General features: G+C 69.1%; 15 protein-coding genes, 1 tRNA gene and 2 pseudogenes. 13 read left to right on the top strand and 5 right to left on the bottom strand.

The features are described 5' to 3' along the window. Positions 1-105: 105 nt before the first annotated feature. The 7 genes from ACIPC1_RS24110 (at position 106) to ACIPC1_RS24080 (ending at position 7781) form a co-directional block, all read left to right on the top strand. The gene (locus ACIPC1_RS24110; protein WP_402520584.1) at positions 106-1206 is read left to right on the top strand and encodes an SCO3242 family prenyltransferase; all 1101 of its coding nucleotides are present in this window, start codon (positions 106-108) and stop codon (positions 1204-1206) included. Further along, positions 1203-2339, top strand: coding sequence for a TIM barrel protein (locus ACIPC1_RS24105; RefSeq protein WP_402520179.1), 1137 nt, complete (start codon positions 1203-1205; stop codon positions 2337-2339). Before ACIPC1_RS24110 ends, ACIPC1_RS24105 begins: the two co-directional genes overlap by 4 nt. Next, on the top strand, positions 2336-3055 hold the full coding sequence (locus ACIPC1_RS24100) for an EboA domain-containing protein (RefSeq protein ID WP_402520177.1): 720 nt from the start codon (positions 2336-2338) through the stop codon (positions 3053-3055). The genes ACIPC1_RS24105 and ACIPC1_RS24100 overlap by 4 nt, the downstream gene beginning before the upstream one ends. Then, on the top strand, positions 3055-3903 hold the full coding sequence (locus ACIPC1_RS24095; protein WP_384391677.1) for a TatD family hydrolase: 849 nt from the start codon (positions 3055-3057) through the stop codon (positions 3901-3903). The genes ACIPC1_RS24100 and ACIPC1_RS24095 overlap by 1 nt, the downstream gene beginning before the upstream one ends. A gap of 3 nt (positions 3904-3906) precedes the next feature. Next, positions 3907-5076, top strand: coding sequence for a metabolite traffic protein EboE (eboE, locus tag ACIPC1_RS24090; protein ID WP_402520174.1), 1170 nt, complete (start codon positions 3907-3909; stop codon positions 5074-5076). Next, positions 5073-6488, top strand: a complete 1416-nt coding sequence (locus ACIPC1_RS24085) for a nucleotide pyrophosphatase/phosphodiesterase family protein (RefSeq protein WP_402520172.1) — start codon at positions 5073-5075, stop codon at positions 6486-6488. The genes eboE and ACIPC1_RS24085 overlap by 4 nt, the downstream gene beginning before the upstream one ends. A gap of 117 nt (positions 6489-6605) precedes the next feature. After that, complete coding sequence (locus tag ACIPC1_RS24080; RefSeq protein WP_402520170.1) at positions 6606-7781, top strand: sugar phosphate isomerase/epimerase family protein; 1176 nt, start codon at positions 6606-6608, stop codon at positions 7779-7781. A gap of 125 nt (positions 7782-7906) precedes the next feature. Here ACIPC1_RS24080 and ACIPC1_RS24075 read toward each other — a convergent pair whose 3' ends face one another. The 4 genes and pseudogenes from ACIPC1_RS24075 to frc all read right to left on the bottom strand — a co-directional run bounded on the left by ACIPC1_RS24075 (position 7907) and on the right by frc (position 12232). Beyond that, positions 7907-9316: an OFA family MFS transporter gene (locus ACIPC1_RS24075; RefSeq protein ID WP_402520168.1), complete on the bottom strand. Its 1410-nt coding sequence runs from the start codon at positions 9314-9316 to the stop codon at positions 7907-7909. Beyond that, positions 9316-10713, bottom strand: coding sequence for an OFA family MFS transporter (locus ACIPC1_RS24070; protein WP_402520166.1), 1398 nt, complete (start codon positions 10711-10713; stop codon positions 9316-9318). Before ACIPC1_RS24070 ends, ACIPC1_RS24075 begins: the two co-directional genes overlap by 1 nt. Before the next feature lie 114 nt (positions 10714-10827). Continuing rightward, a pseudogene (locus ACIPC1_RS24065) lies at positions 10828-10944 on the bottom strand (hypothetical protein); the annotation flags it as partial. Positions 10945-10999: 55 nt separating this feature from the next. Further along, on the bottom strand, positions 11000-12232 hold the full coding sequence (gene frc / locus ACIPC1_RS24060; RefSeq protein ID WP_402520164.1) for a formyl-CoA transferase: 1233 nt from the start codon (positions 12230-12232) through the stop codon (positions 11000-11002). Positions 12233-12397: 165 nt separating this feature from the next. On the opposite strand from frc, the gene sucC reads away from it, so the two are divergent. The 4 genes from sucC (at position 12398) to ACIPC1_RS24040 (ending at position 16472) form a co-directional block, all read left to right on the top strand. Then, positions 12398-13528: an ADP-forming succinate--CoA ligase subunit beta gene (sucC, locus tag ACIPC1_RS24055; protein ID WP_402520582.1), complete on the top strand. Its 1131-nt coding sequence runs from the start codon at positions 12398-12400 to the stop codon at positions 13526-13528. Positions 13529-13539: 11 nt separating this feature from the next. Continuing rightward, on the top strand, positions 13540-14439 hold the full coding sequence (gene sucD, locus ACIPC1_RS24050) for a succinate--CoA ligase subunit alpha (RefSeq protein ID WP_402520162.1): 900 nt from the start codon (positions 13540-13542) through the stop codon (positions 14437-14439). A gap of 175 nt (positions 14440-14614) precedes the next feature. Further along, entirely contained in the window at positions 14615-16171 is a 1557-nt protein-coding gene (locus tag ACIPC1_RS24045) for an aldehyde dehydrogenase family protein (RefSeq protein ID WP_402520160.1), read from the top strand. Positions 16172-16387: 216 nt separating this feature from the next. After that, positions 16388-16472, top strand: a tRNA-Leu gene (locus ACIPC1_RS24040). A gap of 33 nt (positions 16473-16505) precedes the next feature. On the opposite strand, the pseudogene ACIPC1_RS24035 reads toward ACIPC1_RS24040, so the two are convergent. Next, positions 16506-17020, bottom strand: a pseudogene (locus ACIPC1_RS24035) (2-oxo acid dehydrogenase subunit E2); the annotation flags it as partial. Between the two features lie 158 nt (positions 17021-17178). Between ACIPC1_RS24035 and ACIPC1_RS24030 the strand changes: the two are divergent. After that, the gene (locus ACIPC1_RS24030; RefSeq protein ID WP_402520157.1) at positions 17179-18630 is read left to right on the top strand and encodes an MFS transporter; all 1452 of its coding nucleotides are present in this window, start codon (positions 17179-17181) and stop codon (positions 18628-18630) included. Between the two features lie 4 nt (positions 18631-18634). After that, positions 18635-19216, top strand: coding sequence for a TetR/AcrR family transcriptional regulator (locus ACIPC1_RS24025; RefSeq protein ID WP_402520155.1), 582 nt, complete (start codon positions 18635-18637; stop codon positions 19214-19216). Positions 19217-19221: the final 5 nt, after the last annotated feature.

The following is a 19221-nucleotide window of genomic DNA, read 5'->3' as shown; positions in this document are numbered from 1 at the left end:
AGCGGTGACGTCAGCGCTGGTACCACGGCCAGCGCTGGTGCCAGAGCCAGAGCCAGAGCCAGGGCCGGTACCAGAGCCAGGGCCGGCGCCCGAGCCTGGGCCGAACTGCTGCGCCTGCCCGCCCTCTTCACCGTCCCCGGAGACGCGCTCACGGGCGCCGCAGCGGTGGGGGCCCGCCCCAACTCCCGCACTCTGCTCGCCATCGGTTCCTCCCTCTGCCTGTACGAGGCCGGCATGGCCCTCAACGACTGGGCCGACCGCGCCGAGGACGCCGTGGACCGTCCGCACCGCCCGCTGCCCTCCGGCCGCATCCACCCGGCCGCGGCGCTCGCGGCGGCCGGAGCGCTGACGGCGGCGGGTCTCGCCCTGGCAGCCCGAGCGGGTGGCCGCTCGCTCGCGGTCGCCGTACCCCTCGCGGCCACCATCTGGGCGTACGACCTCGCGCTCAAACAGACCCCTGCGGGCCCGGCGGCCATGGCCACCGCCCGAGGCCTGGACGTACTCCTCGGCGCGACCACCACCGGCGCCACCACCCAGACCACGGCATCTCTCCCCGGCCCGAACGCCCCTCGCCGTACCGCCGTCCGCCAGGCCCTCCCCTCCGCCCTCACCCTGGCCACCCACACCCTCGCGGTGACAGTGGTGTCCCGAGGGGAGACGCAAGGTGGTTCGTCGGCTGCGCCGCTGGCCGCGCTGGCCACAACGGGCGCGCTGGCCTGGGTGCTGCTGAGCGACCGGGGAGTCGCAGGACAGCAGGGACGCCGCCCCATGGCCGTAAGACCGCAGGACGCTGCGGGCACCCCGACAGCCCTGCCCCCAGGGCGTGTTGACGCGTCGGAGCCAACGTTTGGCCGACCACCCGTCGAGGCCCCGGTCCTGAAGCACGGCCGAGTTCCCCTCGGCGCTCCCTGGCTCACCCCCAACCGAGCAGCACCCGGCTCCGGCCCATCCCGGCACCCTGCAGAAGCCGCCCTCCGCGGAGCCCTCACCCTCGTCTACGCCGTGACCTCCGCCCGCCCCCTCTTCCACGCCGCGCTCAACCCCTCACCCCCGCTCACCCAGCGAGCCGTCGGCGGCGGAATCCGCGCCATGATCCCCCTCCAGGCCGCCCTGGCCGCCCGCGCGGGCGCACCCGTCACCGCCCTCCTGACGGCCGCACTCGCCCCAGCGGCCCGCAAGTTCGCAAGGAAGGTGAGCGTCACATGACCCCAAACCCCCACCGGACCGCGCATCAGGACCCCCACCCGACCTCGCCCCCGAGTCCCGGCCCCCACCCGACCTCGCCCCCGAGTCCCGGCCCGTACCCGACCTCGCCCCCGAGTCCCGGCCCGTACCCGACCTCGCCCCCGGGTCCAGGCCCGCACTCAACCTCGCCCCCAAGCGGTGGCCCCCTCCCGACCCCGCTCCCAAACGCCCGCCCGTACCCGACCTCGCCCCAGGGCACCGATCCCACCCCGGCGACCCCCCGCCCCCTCCGCTTCGGTTACGGAACCAACGGCCTCTCCGACCTCCGTCTCGACGACGCCCTCGCTCTCCTCGCCGACCTCGGCTACGACGGCGTCGGCCTGACCCTCGACCACATGCACCTCGACCCGCTCGCCCCGGAACTCGGCACCCGCACCGCCAAGGTGGCCCGCAGACTGGATGAGCTCGGCCTCACGGTCACCGTGGAGACCGGTGCCCGCTATGTCCTCGACCCGCGGCGCAAGCACGGCCCGTCCCTCCTCGACCCGGATCCGGAGGACCGTGCCCGCCGCGTGGACCTGCTCACTCGGGCCGTGCGGGTGGCAGCGGACCTCGGCGCCCACGCCGTGCACTGCTTCAGCGGGGTCACTCCGGCCGACACGGACGAGGACACCGCCTGGAAACGCTTCGCCGAGGCAATCGCCCCCGTGCTGGACGCCGCCACCCACACCGGAGTCCCCCTCGCCGTCGAACCCGAGCCAGGCCACCTGCTCTCCTCCCTCGCCGAGTTCCACCGTCTCCGCCTGGCACTCGGCGACCCGGCCGCCCTCGGTCTCACCCTCGACATCGGCCACTGCCAGTGCCTCGAACCCCTCTCACCCGCCGACTGCGTACGCGCCGCCGCCCCCTGGCTGCGCCATGTCCAGATCGAGGACATGCGGCGCGGCGTCCACGAACACCTCCCCTTCGGGGAGGGGGAGATCGACTTCCCGCCCGTACTGGAAGCCCTGGCCGCCACCGGCTACCAGGCCCTCACCGTCGTCGAACTGCCCCGCCACTCCCACGCGGGCCCCCACTTCGCCGAACAGTCCCTCCCATTCCTCCACCGCGCGGCCCGGGAGACCCCCCACAGCCGCGAAGGGAGAATCCCGTGAACCACCCGCATCCCAGCCACCACGCCCCGGCGAGCGACACCACCCCTCCCGTCGTCGCCGAGTTGTACGCCCGCCTGAACACCCACCTCGGCGGAGCCGCCCGCGCCTGGCTGGATCAGGCACTCGACGAGGCCGCCGCCCACCCCGGCGCCCACGGCCCCATCTCCGTCTGGGAGCTACGGATAGCCGAAGCCGGCCGCCGGTGCGGACCCGAGTACGCCGACGCCGCCCGCGTACTCCTCCTGCACGCCGCCCGCGCCGACATGAACGCCCTCGCCCGCGTCTACCGCCAGGGCACCGCCGCAGAACGCCGAGCCGTCCTGCACGCGCTGCCCCACCTGGTGACGGGGCCCGACGCCCTGCCCCTCGTCGAGGACGCGCTGCGCACCAACGACACCCGGCTCGTCGCCGCCGCCGTCGGCCCGTACGCCGCCCGCCACCTCGACGCCCACAACTGGCGCCACGCCGTGCTGAAGTGCCTGTTCACCGGTGTCCCCGTCGAGGAGGTGGCCGAGCTGCCCCGGCGCGCCCGCGCCGACGCCGAACTCGCCCGGATGCTCGCCGACTACGCCGACGAACGCACCGCCGCGGGCCGTCCCGTACCCGAGGACCTGTACCGCGTCCTGACCCTGACCGACCCCACGGCCACCCCCACTGGCACGTCCGGCAGCTCCGGCTCGCGCCGGACATCCGGCACGCCCGGCAAGGAGTCCTGATGCGCATCTTCGACCCCCACATCCACATGACGTCACGGACCACCGACGACTACGAGGCCATGCACGCCGCGGGCGTCCGCGCCGTCGTCGAACCCTCCTTCTGGCTCGGCCAGCCCCGCACCTCTCCCACCTCCTTCCTCGACTACTTCGACTCCCTCCTCGGCTGGGAACCCTTCCGCGCCGCCCAGTACGGCATCGCCCACCACTGCACGCTCGCCCTCAACCCCAAGGAGGCGAACGACCCCCGCTGCGTCCCTGTCCTGGACGAACTGCCCCGCTATCTCGTCAAGGACCAGGTCGTGGCCGTCGGCGAGATCGGCTACGACTCGATGACCCCCGCCGAGGACACCGCCCTGGCCGCCCAGCTCCAGCTCGCCGCCGACCACGAGCTGCCCGCGCTCGTGCACACCCCGCACCGCGACAAACTGGCCGGCCTGCGCCGCACCCTGGACGTGGTCCGGGAGTCCGCACTGCCCCCGGACCACGTCCTGATCGACCACCTCAACGAGACCACCGTCAAAGAGGCCAAGGACAGCGGCTGCTGGCTGGGCTTCTCCGTCTATCCCGACACCAAGATGGACGAGGAACGGATGGTCGCGATCCTGCGGGCGTACGGACCGGAGAAGGTGCTGGTCAACTCGGCCGCGGACTGGGGGAGAAGCGATCCCCTCAAGACCCGCCGGGTCGGTGACGCCCTGCTGGCGGCCGGATTCACCGACGACGAGGTCGACCGGGTGCTGTGGCGCAACCCCGTGGCTTTCTACGGGCTCAGCGGCCGGCTGAACCTCGACCTCGCGTCCCCGGACGCCACCCACGAAGGCAACTCCATCCTCCGTGGCGGGGAGTGAACGATGCGCTTCCGCCACCCCGACGGCTCGACCGTCCACCTCGCCTACTGCACCAACGTCCACCCGGCCGAAACCCTCGACGGTGTCCTCGCCCAGCTCCGCGACCACTGCGAACCCGTCCGCCGGCGCCTCGGCCGCGACCGTCTCGGCATCGGCCTGTGGCTCGCCAGGGACGCCGCCCACGCCCTGGTCACCGACCCGTCCGCACTGCGCGGACTGCGCACCGAACTCGACCGTCGCGGGCTCGAAGTCGTCACCCTCAACGGCTTCCCGTACGAGGGCTTCGGCGCGGAAGAGGTCAAGTACCGCGTCTACCAGCCGGACTGGGCCGACCCGGAACGCCTCGCCCACACCACCGCGCTGGCCCGCGTCCTCGCCCAGCTGCTTCCCGACGACGTCACCGAAGGCACCATCTCCACCCTGCCGCTGGCCTGGCGCACCGCGTACGACGACGAACGGGCGGCAACGGCCCACACCGCGCTGACCACGCTCGCCGAACGACTCGACGCCCTCGACGAACTCACCGGCCGCTCCATCCGCATCGGCCTGGAGCCGGAACCCGGCTGCACCGTCGAGACCACGCACGACGCCATCGCCCCGCTCACCGCCATCGGCCACCACCGCATCGGCATCTGCGTCGACACCTGCCACCTCGCCACCTCCTTCGAAGACCCGGACACCGCACTGGACGCCCTCGCGGATGCCCGCGTCCCCGTCGTCAAGTCCCAGCTCTCAGCCGCCCTGCACGCCGAACACCCCCATCTCCCCGAAGTCCGCGCAGCCCTCGCCGCCTTCGACGAACCCCGCTTCCTGCACCAGACCCGCACCCGGACGGCCGCCGGCCTGCGCGGCACCGACGATCTGGGCGAGGCCCTCGCAGGCGACGCCCTGCCCGACGCCTCACCCTGGCGCGCCCACTTCCACGTCCCACTGCACGCGGCCCCCGCCACGCCCCTCACCTCCACACTCCCCGTACTCCGCGCCGCCCTGACCCGCCTCGTCGGCGGCCCGCACCCGCTCACCCACCATCTGGAGGTCGAGACCTACACCTGGCAGACCCTCCCGCCCGAACTGCGTCCCCGCGGACGAGCCCAGTTGGCCGACGGCATCGCCGCCGAACTCACCCTCGCCCGCGACCTGTTGACCGACCTCGGCCTCAAGGAGCTGCCGTGAACACAGCACCCGTGAGCCCCTCACCGGAGCGCACCGGCCGCCCCACCCCGCTCCTCGTCCTGGACGTCGTCGGCCTCACCCCCCGTCTTCTCGACCACATGCCCCACCTCAAAGCGCTCGGCCAGTCCGGCTCCCGTGCCCCTCTCGGCACCGTCCTGCCCGCCGTCACCTGCGCCGCCCAGTCGACCTTCCTCACCGGCACCCACCCCTCCGAGCACGGGATCGTCGGCAACGGCTGGTACTTCCGCGAGCTGGGCGACGTACTTCTGTGGCGTCAGCACAACGGCCTCGTCTCCGGCGACAAGCTGTGGGACGCCGCCCGCCGCGCGCACCCCGGCTACACCGTCGCCAATATCTGCTGGTGGTTCGCCATGGGCGCCGACACCGATTTCACTGTCACCCCTCGTCCCGTCTACTACGCCGACGGCCGCAAGGAACCCGACTGCTACACCAGGCCCCCGGCCCTGCGCGACGAACTCACCGAGAAGCTCGGCGTGTTCCCGCTGTTCCACTTCTGGGGTCCCGCCGCGGACCTCGTCTCCAGCCGCTGGATCATCGACGCGACCCGCCACATCATCCGCACCCGGCACCCCGACCTGACCCTCTGCTACCTCCCTCACCTCGACTACGACCTCCAGCGCTTCGGCCCCGACGACCCGCGCTCCCTCCAGGCGGCCGCGGACCTCGACGCGGCCATGGCCCCCCTTCTCGACGACGCCAAGGCCGAAGGCCGAACCGTCGTCGCGCTCTCCGAGTACGGCATCACCCGCGTGAGCCGCCCCGTCGACATCAACCGCGCCCTGCGCCGCGCCGGACTCCTCGAAGTGCACACGCAGGACGGCATGGAGTACCTCGACCCGATGGCCTCCCGTGCCTTCGCGGTCGCCGACCACCAGATCGCCCATGTCTACGTGCGCCGCCCGGAGGACCTGGAGGCCACAAAAGCGGCACTCGCCGATCTGCCCGGCATCGAGCAACTCCTCGACGACGAGGGCAAGAAGAGCCATCACCTCGACCACCCACGCTCGGGCGAACTCGTCGCCGTTGCGGAGCCGGACGCCTGGTTCACGTACTACTACTGGCTCGACGACGCACGCGCGCCCGACTTCGCGCAGCTCGTCGAGATCCACCGCAAACCCGGCTACGACCCGGTCGAACTCTTCATGGACCCCCTCGACCCCTATGTGAAGGTCAAGGCGGCGGGCGCGCTGGCCCGCAAGAAGCTCGGCATGCGCTACCGCATGGCGGTCGTGCCCCTGGACCCGGCACCTATTCGAGGCAGCCACGGCCGTCTCCCCATGAGCGACGACGACGGTCCGCTCATCATCTGCTCCACCCCCCGCACAGTCACCGGCCGCGTCGCGGCCACCGAAGTGAAATCCCTGCTCCTCACCCTGGCCGGCCTCGCATGACGAGTCGTGACAAGACGTGACGAGCAACTACGGAAAGTGAAGCACGCGCCACTGACAACGCGTGCCGCGAAGCAACCCGCACGCATCTGACCTGCAACAACAGGAGAAGAGGCACCCGTGACCGACCTTCAGCACACCTCCGGAACCGACAGAGCCGACGGCACCGACGAGGCCCTGCGCCGCACTCTCGGCGTCGGCCGTCGCAGCTTCCTGAGCACCTGCACCGCCGTCGCGACCGCGGCGATCGCCGCACCCGTCTTCGGCGCCTCGCCGGCCCTGGCCCAGAGCGGGGGAGGGGGCGGTCACCTTGGTGAGGTCCTCGTCCCCGCGAACAGGCGCGGCATCATCCTCTACACCGTCCGTGACGCCACCGGCCGTGACCCCCTCACCACCGATCTGCCCTCCGGTTTCCGCGAGGTCTTCAAAGAGCTCTCGCGGTACGGCTACCGGCAGGTGGAGTTCGCCGGATACGGCCAGCACGCCAACTCCCCGGGCGGCGCCAACCTGGAGTCCGTGGCGGGCGCAAAGCTGCTGCGCTCCTGGCTCGACGACTACGGACTGCGGGCACAGGGCAACCACGGCTACATACCCCCGTCCTGGCCGCTCACGACACCCGACCTCGACACCTTCAAGCGGCACTTGGAGATCGCCAACATCCTGGGCCTCGCCCACATGGGCACCGGCGGCGACCCCACCGGCAGCGCCTACCGGGCCGACTGGGACGTGGCGGGCGACAAATGGAACGCGCTCGGCGCGATCGCCCGCCGTGAGGGCGTCAAGCTGTACACCCACAACCACGACGCGGCGTACGGATTCCTGCTCGACGGAGGCCCGCTCGACGCCCAGGGCAACCCCACCCGAAGCTCCGGCATCCGCAAGCTGGAGTACTTCCTGAAGGTCACGGACCCGAAACTCGTCTGGCTCGAGATGGACATCTTCTGGGCGCACGTCGCCCAGTACAAGTTCCACACCTACACCGCCCACGACGGCTCCAACCAGGAGAAGGTCTTCGACCCCGCGGGTCTCGTCGTCCGCAACAACAAGCGCTACCCGCTGTTCCACGCGAAGGACGGCACCGTCAACACCACCAACGGCATGGGCTACGACATGGTGCCGTTCGGGACCGGCGTCATCGACTACACCACGTTCTTCTCGCGCGTCGGCGAGAGGAACTACCACAACCCGATGGTCGAGCAGGACAACGCCCCGAGCTCCACCGACCTCGCGCAGTCACTGACGTATGCGAAGACCGGCTACGACAACCTCGCGGCCCTCCGCAAGAGGCGCAGGTAGTGGCCCCACGCCCAACACGGACGGGCGGCCCTCCCCGCGAGTCAGAACGTGGGGAGGGCCGCCCGTTGTCAGGACTGCCTTGCTCAGCCGGTCGGTACGTGCTCAGCCGACCGGAACCTTCTTGCTCAGCCCACCGGTTGCGGCTGTGGCGCGGATACCTTCACCGTGCGGTTCTGCCCCGGCTGGCGCAGGAGCAGTGCTATTGCCGCCGCCACCATGGAGATGCTGCCGGCCAGCGCGTAGGCGCCGTTGTAACCCCAGGCGGCGACCACCATCGAGCCGAGACCACCACCGAACAGGCCACTGATCAGCTTGCCGCTGTACACCAGCCCGTAGTTGGTGGCGTTGTAGTTCTCGCCGAAGTAGTCCGGCGTGAGAGCCGCGAACAGCGGATAGAAGGCCCCGCCGCCGAACCCGGAGAGGAAGGCGAAGACCAGGAACAGCCACTCGCTCTTGATGTCACCGGCCCAGATCACGCCGAACTGCGCGAGCCCCAGGATGACGATGACGGACACCAGGGTCTGCTTACGGCCCAAGGTGTCGGACAGCCAGCCCACCACTCCGCGGCCGATGCCGTTGATGACGGCCATGACGCCCATCGACGACGCCGCCACCAGGGGGCCGAAGCCCACCTCCTTGGCGAAGTCGACCTGGAACGAGATCCCGAAGATCGACACGCCCGCGCTCATGACGAGTGCGATCCACATCAGGGGGAGCATCCCGGTCCTGATGGCCTCCTTGGGTGTGTACTGCTTCACCGCGGGAGGGTTCTTGGCGAGACTGGCCGCGCCCTTCGTGGTGCTGCCGTAGGTCAGCGGGTCGATGTCCGCCGGCCACCAGTTCTTCGGCGGGTCCTTGAAGAAGAACGCCGTCGCCACCACCACGACCATGATGTAGATACCGATGAGGTCCAGCACACGGTGGTAGTTGGCCGTGTCGAACGCGTAGTTGAAGATGAAGATGAACGGCAGGGAGCCGTACGCGAATCCGCCGTTGACGAATCCTGTCTTCGCACCACGTCGCTCGGGGAACCACTTACCGACCATGTTGATGCAGGTCGCGTACACCAGGCCGGACCCGACGCCCCCGATGACGCCGAAGCCCAGGATGGCCAGGACGACGTTGCTCAGGTGCGAGAGGGCCAGGAAGCCCAGCAGACACATGACGGACCCTATGTACATGGCGCTGCGGGCCGTCAGTATCCCCTTCTCCCGCATCCAGCCCGCGGGGAAGGCAATACCTGCCTGGAAAAAGATCCAGACGCTGAGAATCCAGAACGTGTTGCTCTGGGTCCAACCGTGTCCATGGGACAGGGTGTCCTCGGCCGATCCGTACGCGTACTCGAATACGCTGATCGCCATCATGGCTATCCATGGCAGGTACACCATGAACTTGCGTGAGTGGCCCAGGATGTCCCGGTCCGTTTCGCCGATCCGGTAGACACGGCCCCGGGAATCGGTGACTTCACGGTATGCGCGGTTCGAGGCGTCGGGGTTGTCCGACGAGTCTTTCGCGGCGATTGGTTCCGCCGTCATTACGCCATCTCCTCGCCAAGCGGTTGCGGGTTGGGAACTATGCGCCGGGCATCTTGTGGCTTGGGCCTGCCCGGAGATTTGAGGAACGTCGCCAGCACGGCGGACATCAGACCGATGGATCCGGCTATCACGAAGGCACCTTCGTAGTCCCACGCGTCGACGACGAGTGCGCCCACGCCTGAGCCCACGAGGCCCGAGACCAGCTTCGAGCTGTAGACGATTCCGTAGTTGGAGGCGTTGTTGTCCTCGCCGAAGTAGTCAGCCGTCATGGCCGCGAACAGCGGGAAGATCGCGCCGCCGCCGAATCCGGAGACCATGGAGCAGAACAGGAAGAACGGCATGCTTCCCATCTGGCCGGAGATCAGCACACCGAACTGGGCGGTGCCCAGCACCAGACACACGATGATCAGTGTCTTGCGCCGGCCGACCTGGTCGGATATCCAGCCGATGATGCCGCGTCCGGTGCCGTTGACAATGGCCTTCAGGGACATCGCCGTGGCCACGATCCCGCCCGCGAAGCCCATGTCCTTGCCGAACGGCACCTGGAATGCGATACCGAAGATGTTGATTCCGGCCGTGCACAGCAGGCAGAACCACATCATCCAGAGCAGAGGTGTACGTACTGCCTCCCTCGGGACGTACTGCTTCACCGCCGGCGGGTTCTTCGCCAGCGCCTTACGGACCCTCGGGTCCTCCGAGACCTTCAGGGGGTCAGCGTGCGCCGGCCACCAGCCCTTGGGCGGGTCCTTGAAGAACCAGCCCGCGAAGGCGACGACGGTGCAGCAGACCACACCGACGGCCACCAGGACGGTCTTGTAGTTGCTCAGGTCCAAGTAGGACGTGAACAGGAACACGAAGGGCACCGAGCCATAGGCGAAACCGCCGTTGACCAGGCCGGTCTTGCCGCCCTTGCGCTCCGGATACCACTTGCCGACCATGTTCACGGAGGTCGCGTAGACGAGACCGGCTCCGATGCCGCTGAACATGCCGAACCCGATGTACGCGACGATCACGTGCGGTGCGTACGCGAGCGAGACATAGCCCAGCAGCGTGCCGAGCGCGCCGAGGAACATGGCGTACCGCGCGGGCAGCCTTCCGCTCTCACGGAGTTGCCCGGCCGGGAAGGCGACGGCTGCCTGGAAGAAGATCCAGACGCCCATCAGCCAGAAGATGTGCCCGCTGTTCCACAGGTGTGCCTCGTGCAGCGTGTCCTCGGCCGAGGTGAACGCGTACTCCGAGGAGCTGATGCCCAGCATGCCCATCCATGGGAAGAGCACCATGGTCCATCGTGGTCGCCCCATGATGTCGCGGTCGGTCTCCCCGATGCGGTACCGGCGGCCGTTGGTGTCCTTCACCTCCCGGTATGGAACGGGCTTTGAGAAGTCGGTGGTTGTCATTGTTCAAGCACCCCTTGCGTCGAAAGATCTGGACAGCGCCCCCTGCCAAATGCCTTTCGTGCGCTTACGGGTCACGGGGGTGGCCAACGCGCACCGTGGGTCCCCCGCGCGGGCTTAGGTCATGAACCCGCCCCCCAACAGCCCTGCCGCCCGTACCCGGCGGTACTGCGCGCCGGGTGCGGCCACGGGCTTCTCGGTCGTGTACGGGGAGGCGCCTGCCTCCCGCTGGTAGTCCGGGACGGTCATCTCATGGATGACCGCGATCCCGTACGCGTCGGTGGTCACGTCAGATCACCCCGCTCGACCTGAGGAGGTGGAGCTCCTCGTGCCCGAGGCCGAGTTCGCCGACGTAGACCTCTTCGTTGTGCTCGCCGAGCAGCGGCGGGCTGGTCACGTCGACGGGGGAGTCGGAAAGCTTCAGTGGGCTGCCCACGGTCACGAACTCGCCCCGCTCGGGGTGCGGCACGCGTACGACCATCTCGTTGGCGACCAGCGAGGCGTCCTCGATGATCTCCTTCGTGGACAGAATCGGGCCGCAGGGGATGTGGTGGGCGTTGAGCCGCTCCAGCACCTCCATCTTGGGGAGGGTGCTGGTCCACTCCTCGATCAGCTGGAACATCTTCTCCAGCTTGGGCAGCCGGGCCTCGGGGGTGGCCCACTCGGGGTCCTCGGCCAGCTCGGGCCGGCCCAGGAGTGCGGTGATCGGCTTCCAGCCGACGGGCTGGACGATCACGTACACATAGTCGTTGGGGCCGCCGGGGGCGCATCTGACCGCCCAGCCGGGCTGGCCGCCGCCGGAGGCGTTTCCCGACCTGGGAACCTCGTCGCCGAAGTCCTCGTTGGGATATTCGGAGAGTGGACCATGGGCCAGGCGCTGCTGATCGCGCAGCTTCACCCGGCAGAGGTTGAGCACAGCATGCTGCATGGCCACATTGACCCGCTGGCCGCGGCCGGTGTTCTCCCGTTGGAACAGCGCCGCGAGGATCCCGGCCACGGCGTGAATGCCGGTGCCCGAGTCGCCGATCTGGGCGCCGGTCGCGAGCGGCGGGCCGTCCTCGAAGCCGGTGGTGGACATCGATCCGCCCATGGCCTGGGCGACGACCTCGTACGCCTTGTAGTTGGTGTACGGGCCTTCGCCGAAGCCTTTGATGGACGCGTAGACGATACGCGGGTTGATCTCGCGGATGCGGTCCCAGCTGAAGCCCATGCGGTCGATGGCACCGGGCCCGAAGTTCTCGACCATGACGTCGCAGCGGCTGATCAGCTCGGTGAGGATCTCCTTGCCGCGTTCGGTCTTGGTGTTGAGGGTGATGCTGCGCTTGTTGCTGTTGAGCATCGTGAAGTAGAGGGAGTCGACGTCCGGGAGGTCGCGAAGTTGTCTACGCGTGATGTCACCGGTTGGCGCCTCCAGTTTGAGGACGTCCGCACCGAGCCAGGCCAGCAGCTGGGTCGCCGAGGGACCGGACTGCACATGTGTCATGTCGAGGACTCGGATGCCTTCGAGAGCCTTCGTTGTCACAGGTCACCTCACTTGTCCGTTGGTTCCAGCGCCCTGGCGTCGCAGGGTGTGAGCCCTGCTTGGCACATTGCATACAGTCGACGGATACTGTATGAAGATTGTTATCCCGCATCCGATGGGTGATGTCCAGGGGGCGTGCACCACTTTTAAGACAGGAGCCTGATGATGGACCTGTACGAACACCAGGCGCGGGCACTCTTCGAGGAACACGGCATCGTGGTACCGCGGGCCGAGGTCACGGACTCACCCAGGGAGGCGCGCGAGATCGCCCGTCGACTGGGTGGCAATGTGGTGGTAAAGGCCCAGGTGAAGATCGGCGGGCGTGGCAAGGCGGGCGGGGTGAAAGTCGCCGCGGACCCGGCCGCAGCCGAGGTGACGGCCCGTCAGATCCTCGGAATGGACATCAAGGGTCACACGGTCCGCACGGTGATGCTGGCCCAACTCGTGGACATCGAGAGCGAGTTCTACGTCTCCTACGTCCTCGACAGGGCAGCCGGACAATTCATCGCGATTGCCTCCGCCGAGGGCGGCATGGAGATCGAAGAAGTGGCCGCGACCAGGCCAGAAGCGGTAGCGCGCATTCCGATCGACCCTGCGGAAGGCGTCACGTCCGCAAAGGCGACCGAAATTATCCAGGTAGCAGGGCTACCACCACAGGCGGTTGACGTGCTGGTTCGGCTGTGGCAGGTGCTGATTCGCGAGGACGCCGTCCTCGTCGAGGTGAACCCCCTCGTCCGCACTTCCAAGGGGCAGCTTCTGGCCCTGGACGGCAAGGTCACCCTCGATGACAACGCCCGCTTCAGGCAGGCGCGTTGGGGCGAGCAGGACGCCGGGCACGATGATCCGCTGGAGGCGGCGGCCGCCGCCAAGGGCCTCAACTACGTCAAGCTCGACGGCGAGGTCGGCGTCATCGGCAATGGCGCGGGTCTGGTCATGTCAACGCTCGACGTGGTCGCCGGCTGCGGCGCCCGCCCGGCGAACTTCCTCGACATCGGCGGCGGAGCATCCGCCCAGATCATGGCCGACGGCCTGTCCGTGATCCTCTCCGACCCGGACGTGAAGTCCGTCTTCGTCAACGTCTTCGGCGGGATCACCGCCTGCGACGCGGTCGCCGACGGCATCGTGCAGGCCCTGGACACCGTCCACCTCACCAAGCCGCTGGTGGTCCGCCTCGACGGCAACAACGCCGTACGCGGTCGCGCCATCCTCGATGACCGCGCCCACCCCCTGGTGCAGCAGGCCACCACCATGGACGGCGCCGCGCGCCGCGCCGCCCAACTCGCCAACGCCGCCTGAAGGACGTGGACATGGCCATCTTTCTCAGCAAGGAATCCAAGGTCCTCGTCCAGGGCATGACCGGCGCCGAGGGTATGAAGCACACCCGGCGCATGCTCTCGGCCGGCACCGACATCGTCGGCGGCGTCAACCCCCGCAAGGCGGGCCGGACCGTCGACTTCGACGACCGTGCCGTACCCGTGTTCGGGTCGGTGCGCGAAGGCATCGAGGCCACCGGAGCGGACGTGAGCGTCGTCTTCGTCCCACCGGCCTTCGCCAAAGCGGCCGTACTGGAGGCCGCGGACGCCGGGATCGGACTCGCCGTCGTCATCACCGAGGGCATCCCGGTCCACGACTCCGTGGTCTTCAACGCGTACGCCGCCACCAAGGGCACACGCGTCATCGGCCCCAACTGTCCCGGCCTGATCAGTCCCGGCGAGTCGAACGCGGGCATCATCCCCGCCGACATCACCAAGCCCGGCCGCATCGGCCTGGTCTCCAAGTCCGGCACCCTCACCTACCAGCTCATGTACGAGCTGAGAGACGTCGGCTTCTCGACCTGTGTCGGCATCGGCGGCGACCCCGTCGTCGGCACCACCCACATCGACTGCCTGGCGGCCTTCCAGGAAGACCCCGACACGGAACTGATCGTTCTCATCGGGGAGATCGGCGGCGACGCCGAGGAACGGGCGGCCGCGTACATCCGCGACCACATCACCAAGCCCGTCGTCGGCTACATCGCCGGATTCACCGCCCCTGAAGGAAAGACCATGGGGCACGCGGGCGCCATCGTCTCCGGTTCGTCGGGCACCGCCCAGGCGAAGAAGAAGGCCCTGGAGGCGGTCGGAGTGCGCGTGGGCAGCACCCCGACCGAGACGGCAAGATTGGTACTCAACCAGCTCGAAACGGAACGTGACGTCATTCATAGTTGACGTGAGGTGACTGCCGGAGACACTACGGCCTCACTACGTTCCTCCGTACGGACACAGCTGTCTCACAGTCACTCCGTACGTACGCGACACCTGCTCGCGCGGGCCCGAGCTTCCTGCCGTTCGGCAGAAGTCAGGCCCCCCGCCCCCGACTGTGCACCGAGAGCGGAGACATCCGATGACCACCACCCTCAACACCACCAACCTCGTCCTGAAGGCCGGTACGTCCTGGAACGACGCCTGGCAGCGCTGCCTCCGGGTGGCGCCGGAGGCCTTCCAGGACGACCGGGTTCTCAACCTCTGGGGCCCCGGCTGGCAGGCGGACGGCCGGGCGCTGCCCGCCATCAGTCCCGTCGACGGCAGCCCCATCGCGGGCCCGCCGCGCCTGGACGGCGCCACCGCCCAGCAGGCCGTACGCGCCTCGCTCGACCAGCACCGTGCCTGGCGCCACGTTCCCCTCGCGGAGCGCCGGGCCCGCGTCGCGGCGACCCTCGACGCGCTGACCGAGCACCGCGAACTGCTCGCGCTCCTGCTGGTCTGGGAGATAGGCAAGCCCTGGCGGCTCGCCCAGGCCGATGTGGACCGGGCCATCGACGGCGTGCGCTGGTACGTCGACGGCATCGAGCCCATGGTGGAGGGCAGGACCCCGCTGGAGGGGCCCGTGTCCAACATCGCGAGCTGGAACTACCCGATGAGCGTGCTCGTTCACGCAATGCTGGTACAGGCACTGGCCGGCAACGCGGTCATCGCCAAGACCCCGACCGACGGCGGCGTCGCCTGTCTCACCCTGGCCAGCGCGCTCGCCGTACGCGAAGGGATCCCCGTCACCCTCGTCAGCGGCAGCGGACGCGAGCTGTCCGAGGCCCTCGTCCGTGCGCCCGAGATCGGCTGCGTCTCCTTCGTCGGCGGCCGCGACACGGGCGCGGCGGTGGCGACCGCCGTCGCCGACCTGGGCAAGCGGCACGTCCTGGAGCAGGAGGGGCTGAACACCTGGGGCATCTGGAACAACTCGGACTGGGACGCACTGACCGCGGTCATCCCCAAGCTCTTCGACTACGGCAAGCAGCGCTGCACCGCCTACCCGCGCTTCGTAGTCCAGCGCTCCCTGTTCGACGAGTTCCTGGACGCCTACCTTCCGGCGGTCCGCACCCTGCGTATCGGCCACCCGCTCGCGGTCGAGCACCCCGACGACCCGTTCCCGTCCCTGGACTTCGGACCCGTGATCAACGCGGCCAAGGCCAAGGACCTCCACGACCAGGTCGCCGAGGCCATCGACCGTGGCGCCGTCCCGCTGCACCGCGGCAACCTGTCCGACGCGCGCTTCCTGCCCGGCCAGGACACCTCGGCGTACGTCCATCCCGTCACGATCCTCAACCCGCCCCCGTCCTCGCCGCTGCACCACGCGGAACCCTTCGGCCCGGTCGACACCATCGTCCTGGTCGACACCGAGGCCGAACTGCTCGCCGCCATGAACGCGTCCAACGGCGCACTGGTCGCCACCCTGTCCACGGACGACAAGTCGACGTACGACCGGCTGGCACCGCAGATCCGGGCGTTCAAGGTCGGTCACGGCAAGCCCCGCTCCCGCGGCGACCGCGACGAGCTCTTCGGCGGCTTCGGCGCGTCGTGGCGCGGCGCGTTCGTGGGCGGGGAGCTGCTGGTGCGCGCGGTGACGCAGGGACCGGCGGGGGAGCGGCTGCCGGGCAACTTCCCCGACTACCACCTCATGCCGTGAGGTGAGGACGGCGCGGGCGGCGTCCATGATCGGACGCCGCCCGCCGACTCCTGAGTAGTCCCCGCGTTACTCATTGCGAGACCCGTACGGCACCTCCGCCCGGGCCCGCGTATCCGCCCTGACAGCCCGGATATGCAGGTGAAAGGTGCTCCGAAACCTTGGTATTGTTGTGCATGTCGCCGCGGGGAACACCCCCGTCCAGGTGGCAGACATCCAGTCCGGGTGGCGGAATGGCAGACGCGCTAGCTTGAGGTGCTAGTACCCTTTATCGGGTGTGGGGGTTCAAGTCCCCCCTCGGACACACATTGAAATCCAAGGTCGTTCGGGTCGAGATTCACTTCGACCCGGACGATTTTTTTGTGCGGACCGGTACGTCATGCGCGGCCACCGGCGGCCGTGCGCCATCGCCTCCGGCGACGCCGCCGTCGCAGACATGGCCTCGGCGACCTGCCGGTGGTCAAAGCCGAACGAGAGCTGTCCGATCTTGCGCACGGCGAGCTCGCCGTCGACCACCCATGGTTTGTCCACGATGCGGCCGACGCCGAGTATCGCGGCCTCAGGGTGGTTGATGGGCGTCGAGCCGTCCACCCCGAACACGCCGTAGTTGTTGAGGGTGAAGGCGCCGCCGGTCAGCAGTTTGGGCGGCAGACGCCCGGCCCTGGCGAGGGCGGTCAACCGTGCCAGTTCGTCGGCGAGCTCCGCGGTGGACAGGTGATGGGCGTCGCGTACGACGGGTACGACCGGGCCGCGCTCCGTCTGGGCGGCGAAGCCGAGGTGTACTTCGCGGTGGCGGACGATCTCCTGCCGTTCGGTGTCGACCGAGGAGTTGAGCTCGGGGAACCGCAGCAGACCGAACTGCACCTCGCCCGCGGAGGTGATGAAGGCGCTGCCAGGTGAGGAGGCAGCCCCCGCCGCGCAAGTGGACCCGTGGGGCCGGTTCGAGCTACTCTCGGTCGAGTAAGTGGACCCATGGGTCCGATTGCTCGTTGTGGGTGGAGAGATACGAGATGAGTGTCGACGTGCAGAGCCCCCCGAAAGGCTCACTTCTGGTCCTGGCGCTGGCGGCCACGGCTTATGCGCTCGCCCAGACGGCTGTGGTTCCGGCCATGACCGGGATGACGGAGGCGCTGCATGCCAGTTCGGCGAGCGTGACATGGGTGCTGACGGGCTATCTGGTGTCGGCGGCGATCCTGACGCCCGTGATCGGCCGGCTCGGTGACATGTTCGGCAAGCGGCGCATGCTGCTCATCGCGCTGGTGCTCTTCGGTGTCGGCGCCGTGCTGGCCGCGGTGGTCGGCAATATCTGGCTTGTCGTCGCGGCCCGTGTGCTCCAAGGAGCCGGCGGCGGCATATTCCCGCTCTGCTTCGGCATCATCAGCGACGACTTCCCGCCGAACCGAAGGGCGGGGGCGCTCGGGCTGATCTCGGCGATCGCGGGTATCGGCGCCGGAGCGGGTCTGCTGCTGGGCGGTCTGCTGATCGACCACGCCTCGTATCAGTGGATCTTCTGGTCCGGCGCGATCATGGCTGGGCTGGCGATGCTGGGCGTACGGACCCTGCCTGCGGGCAACCACCACGTCAAGGGCAAGGTCGACTACGCCGGTGCCGTGCTGCTGGCCGTTGGTGTGACGGCTCCGCTGATCGCCCTCACCAAGACCGCCGACTGGGGCTGGACGGACGCCCGCGTCCTGGGCCTCATCGCCGCGGGTCTCCTCGTCCTGGTGCTCTTCGGCCTGTTCGAACAGCGCGTCCGAGAGCCGCTGGTGGACATGTCGGTGCTCGGCCGTCCGCCGGTGCTCGCCACCAACATCGCCACGGTACTGGCCGGCTTCGCCATGTTCGGAGCCTTCGTCCTCATCCCGCAGCTCGCGGAGACCCCCAAGGCGTCCGGCTACGGTCTCGGTATGGACGCGACCCACGCGGGACTGCTGCTCCTGCCGGCCTGCCTGATGATGCTCGTGGCCGGGGCCGTCTGCGGGAAGCTTTCGGCGAAGGCCGGCGGTAAGGTCCCGCTCGCCCTCGGCATGCTGACCGCCGCGGCCGGTCTGGGACTGCTGGCCGCCGAGCACGGCTCCGTCACCACCATCGTGATCTACTCCATGATCGTCTTCGCTGGTATCGGTATGGCCATGGCGGCGATGCCCAACCTGATCGTGGGGGCCGTGCCGCGCTCCATGACAGGGCAGGCGACCGGAGTCAACGCCCTGATCCGCTCGCTCGGTTCGTCGATCGGTTCGCAGGTGGCCGCCACGCTCCTGGCGGGCAGCGTCACCGCCGGGATGCTGCTTCCCACGGATCACGCCTTCGGTGAGGCATTCGCCATCGGGGCGGTCGCGGCGGCCGTCGCGGGAGCCGCGGCCCTCCTGATCCCGCGCACCCGTGCCGACCAGGCCGAGCCGGTGGCGGACATCGCCCCGTCCGCTGTGGTGACCAGCACTGGGGCAGGTCGGGGAGACTGACCGTATGCCGCAGTCACCGTCCACCCTGCCCGTGTCTCTCGATGACGACTGGTCCGCACGGCGTGCCGACGCCCGTCGCAACCACGAGAAGATCATCACTGCGGCGCTGGAGGTCTTCGCCGAGCGCGGTCTTGCGGCCACGGTGCCGGAGGTCGCGAGGCGGGCGGGCGTGGGGAAGGCCACGGTCTACCGCAGCTACGCGACGAAGGCCGACCTGATCGAGGCCGTCGCCGAGTACCAGCTGCGGTGGATGGAACACCGGATCGCACAGGCGCTGGCGGAGTCTGACGCCTACCCGGCGCTGAGCGCTCTTTTGGGCGACATGGCAGAGCGGCTCGCCGGCGACCGGGTACTGGCGGACGTCGTCCCCGAGAGCTCCGAGGAGCTCAACAGCAACATCATGACCGGCATCGAAGCCTTGCTGGTCGCCGCGAGGGAACAGGGCGGGATCGGTCCGGACGTCACCATCGAGGACTTCCGGGTCCTCTTCGGCGGCTACACCCGCCAGCTGGTCGCCATGGAAATCCGCGATCCGGCGGTCTGGCGCCGCTACAGCCAGCTGGTCCTCAGGGCATTCAGCACCTGAGTCGA

The sequence above is a fragment of the Streptomyces sp. NPDC087263 genome (assembly GCF_044744645.1).
Lineage (GTDB): Bacteria > Actinomycetota > Actinomycetes > Streptomycetales > Streptomycetaceae > Streptomyces.
This window is presented reverse-complemented; position numbering and strand designations above follow the sequence as displayed.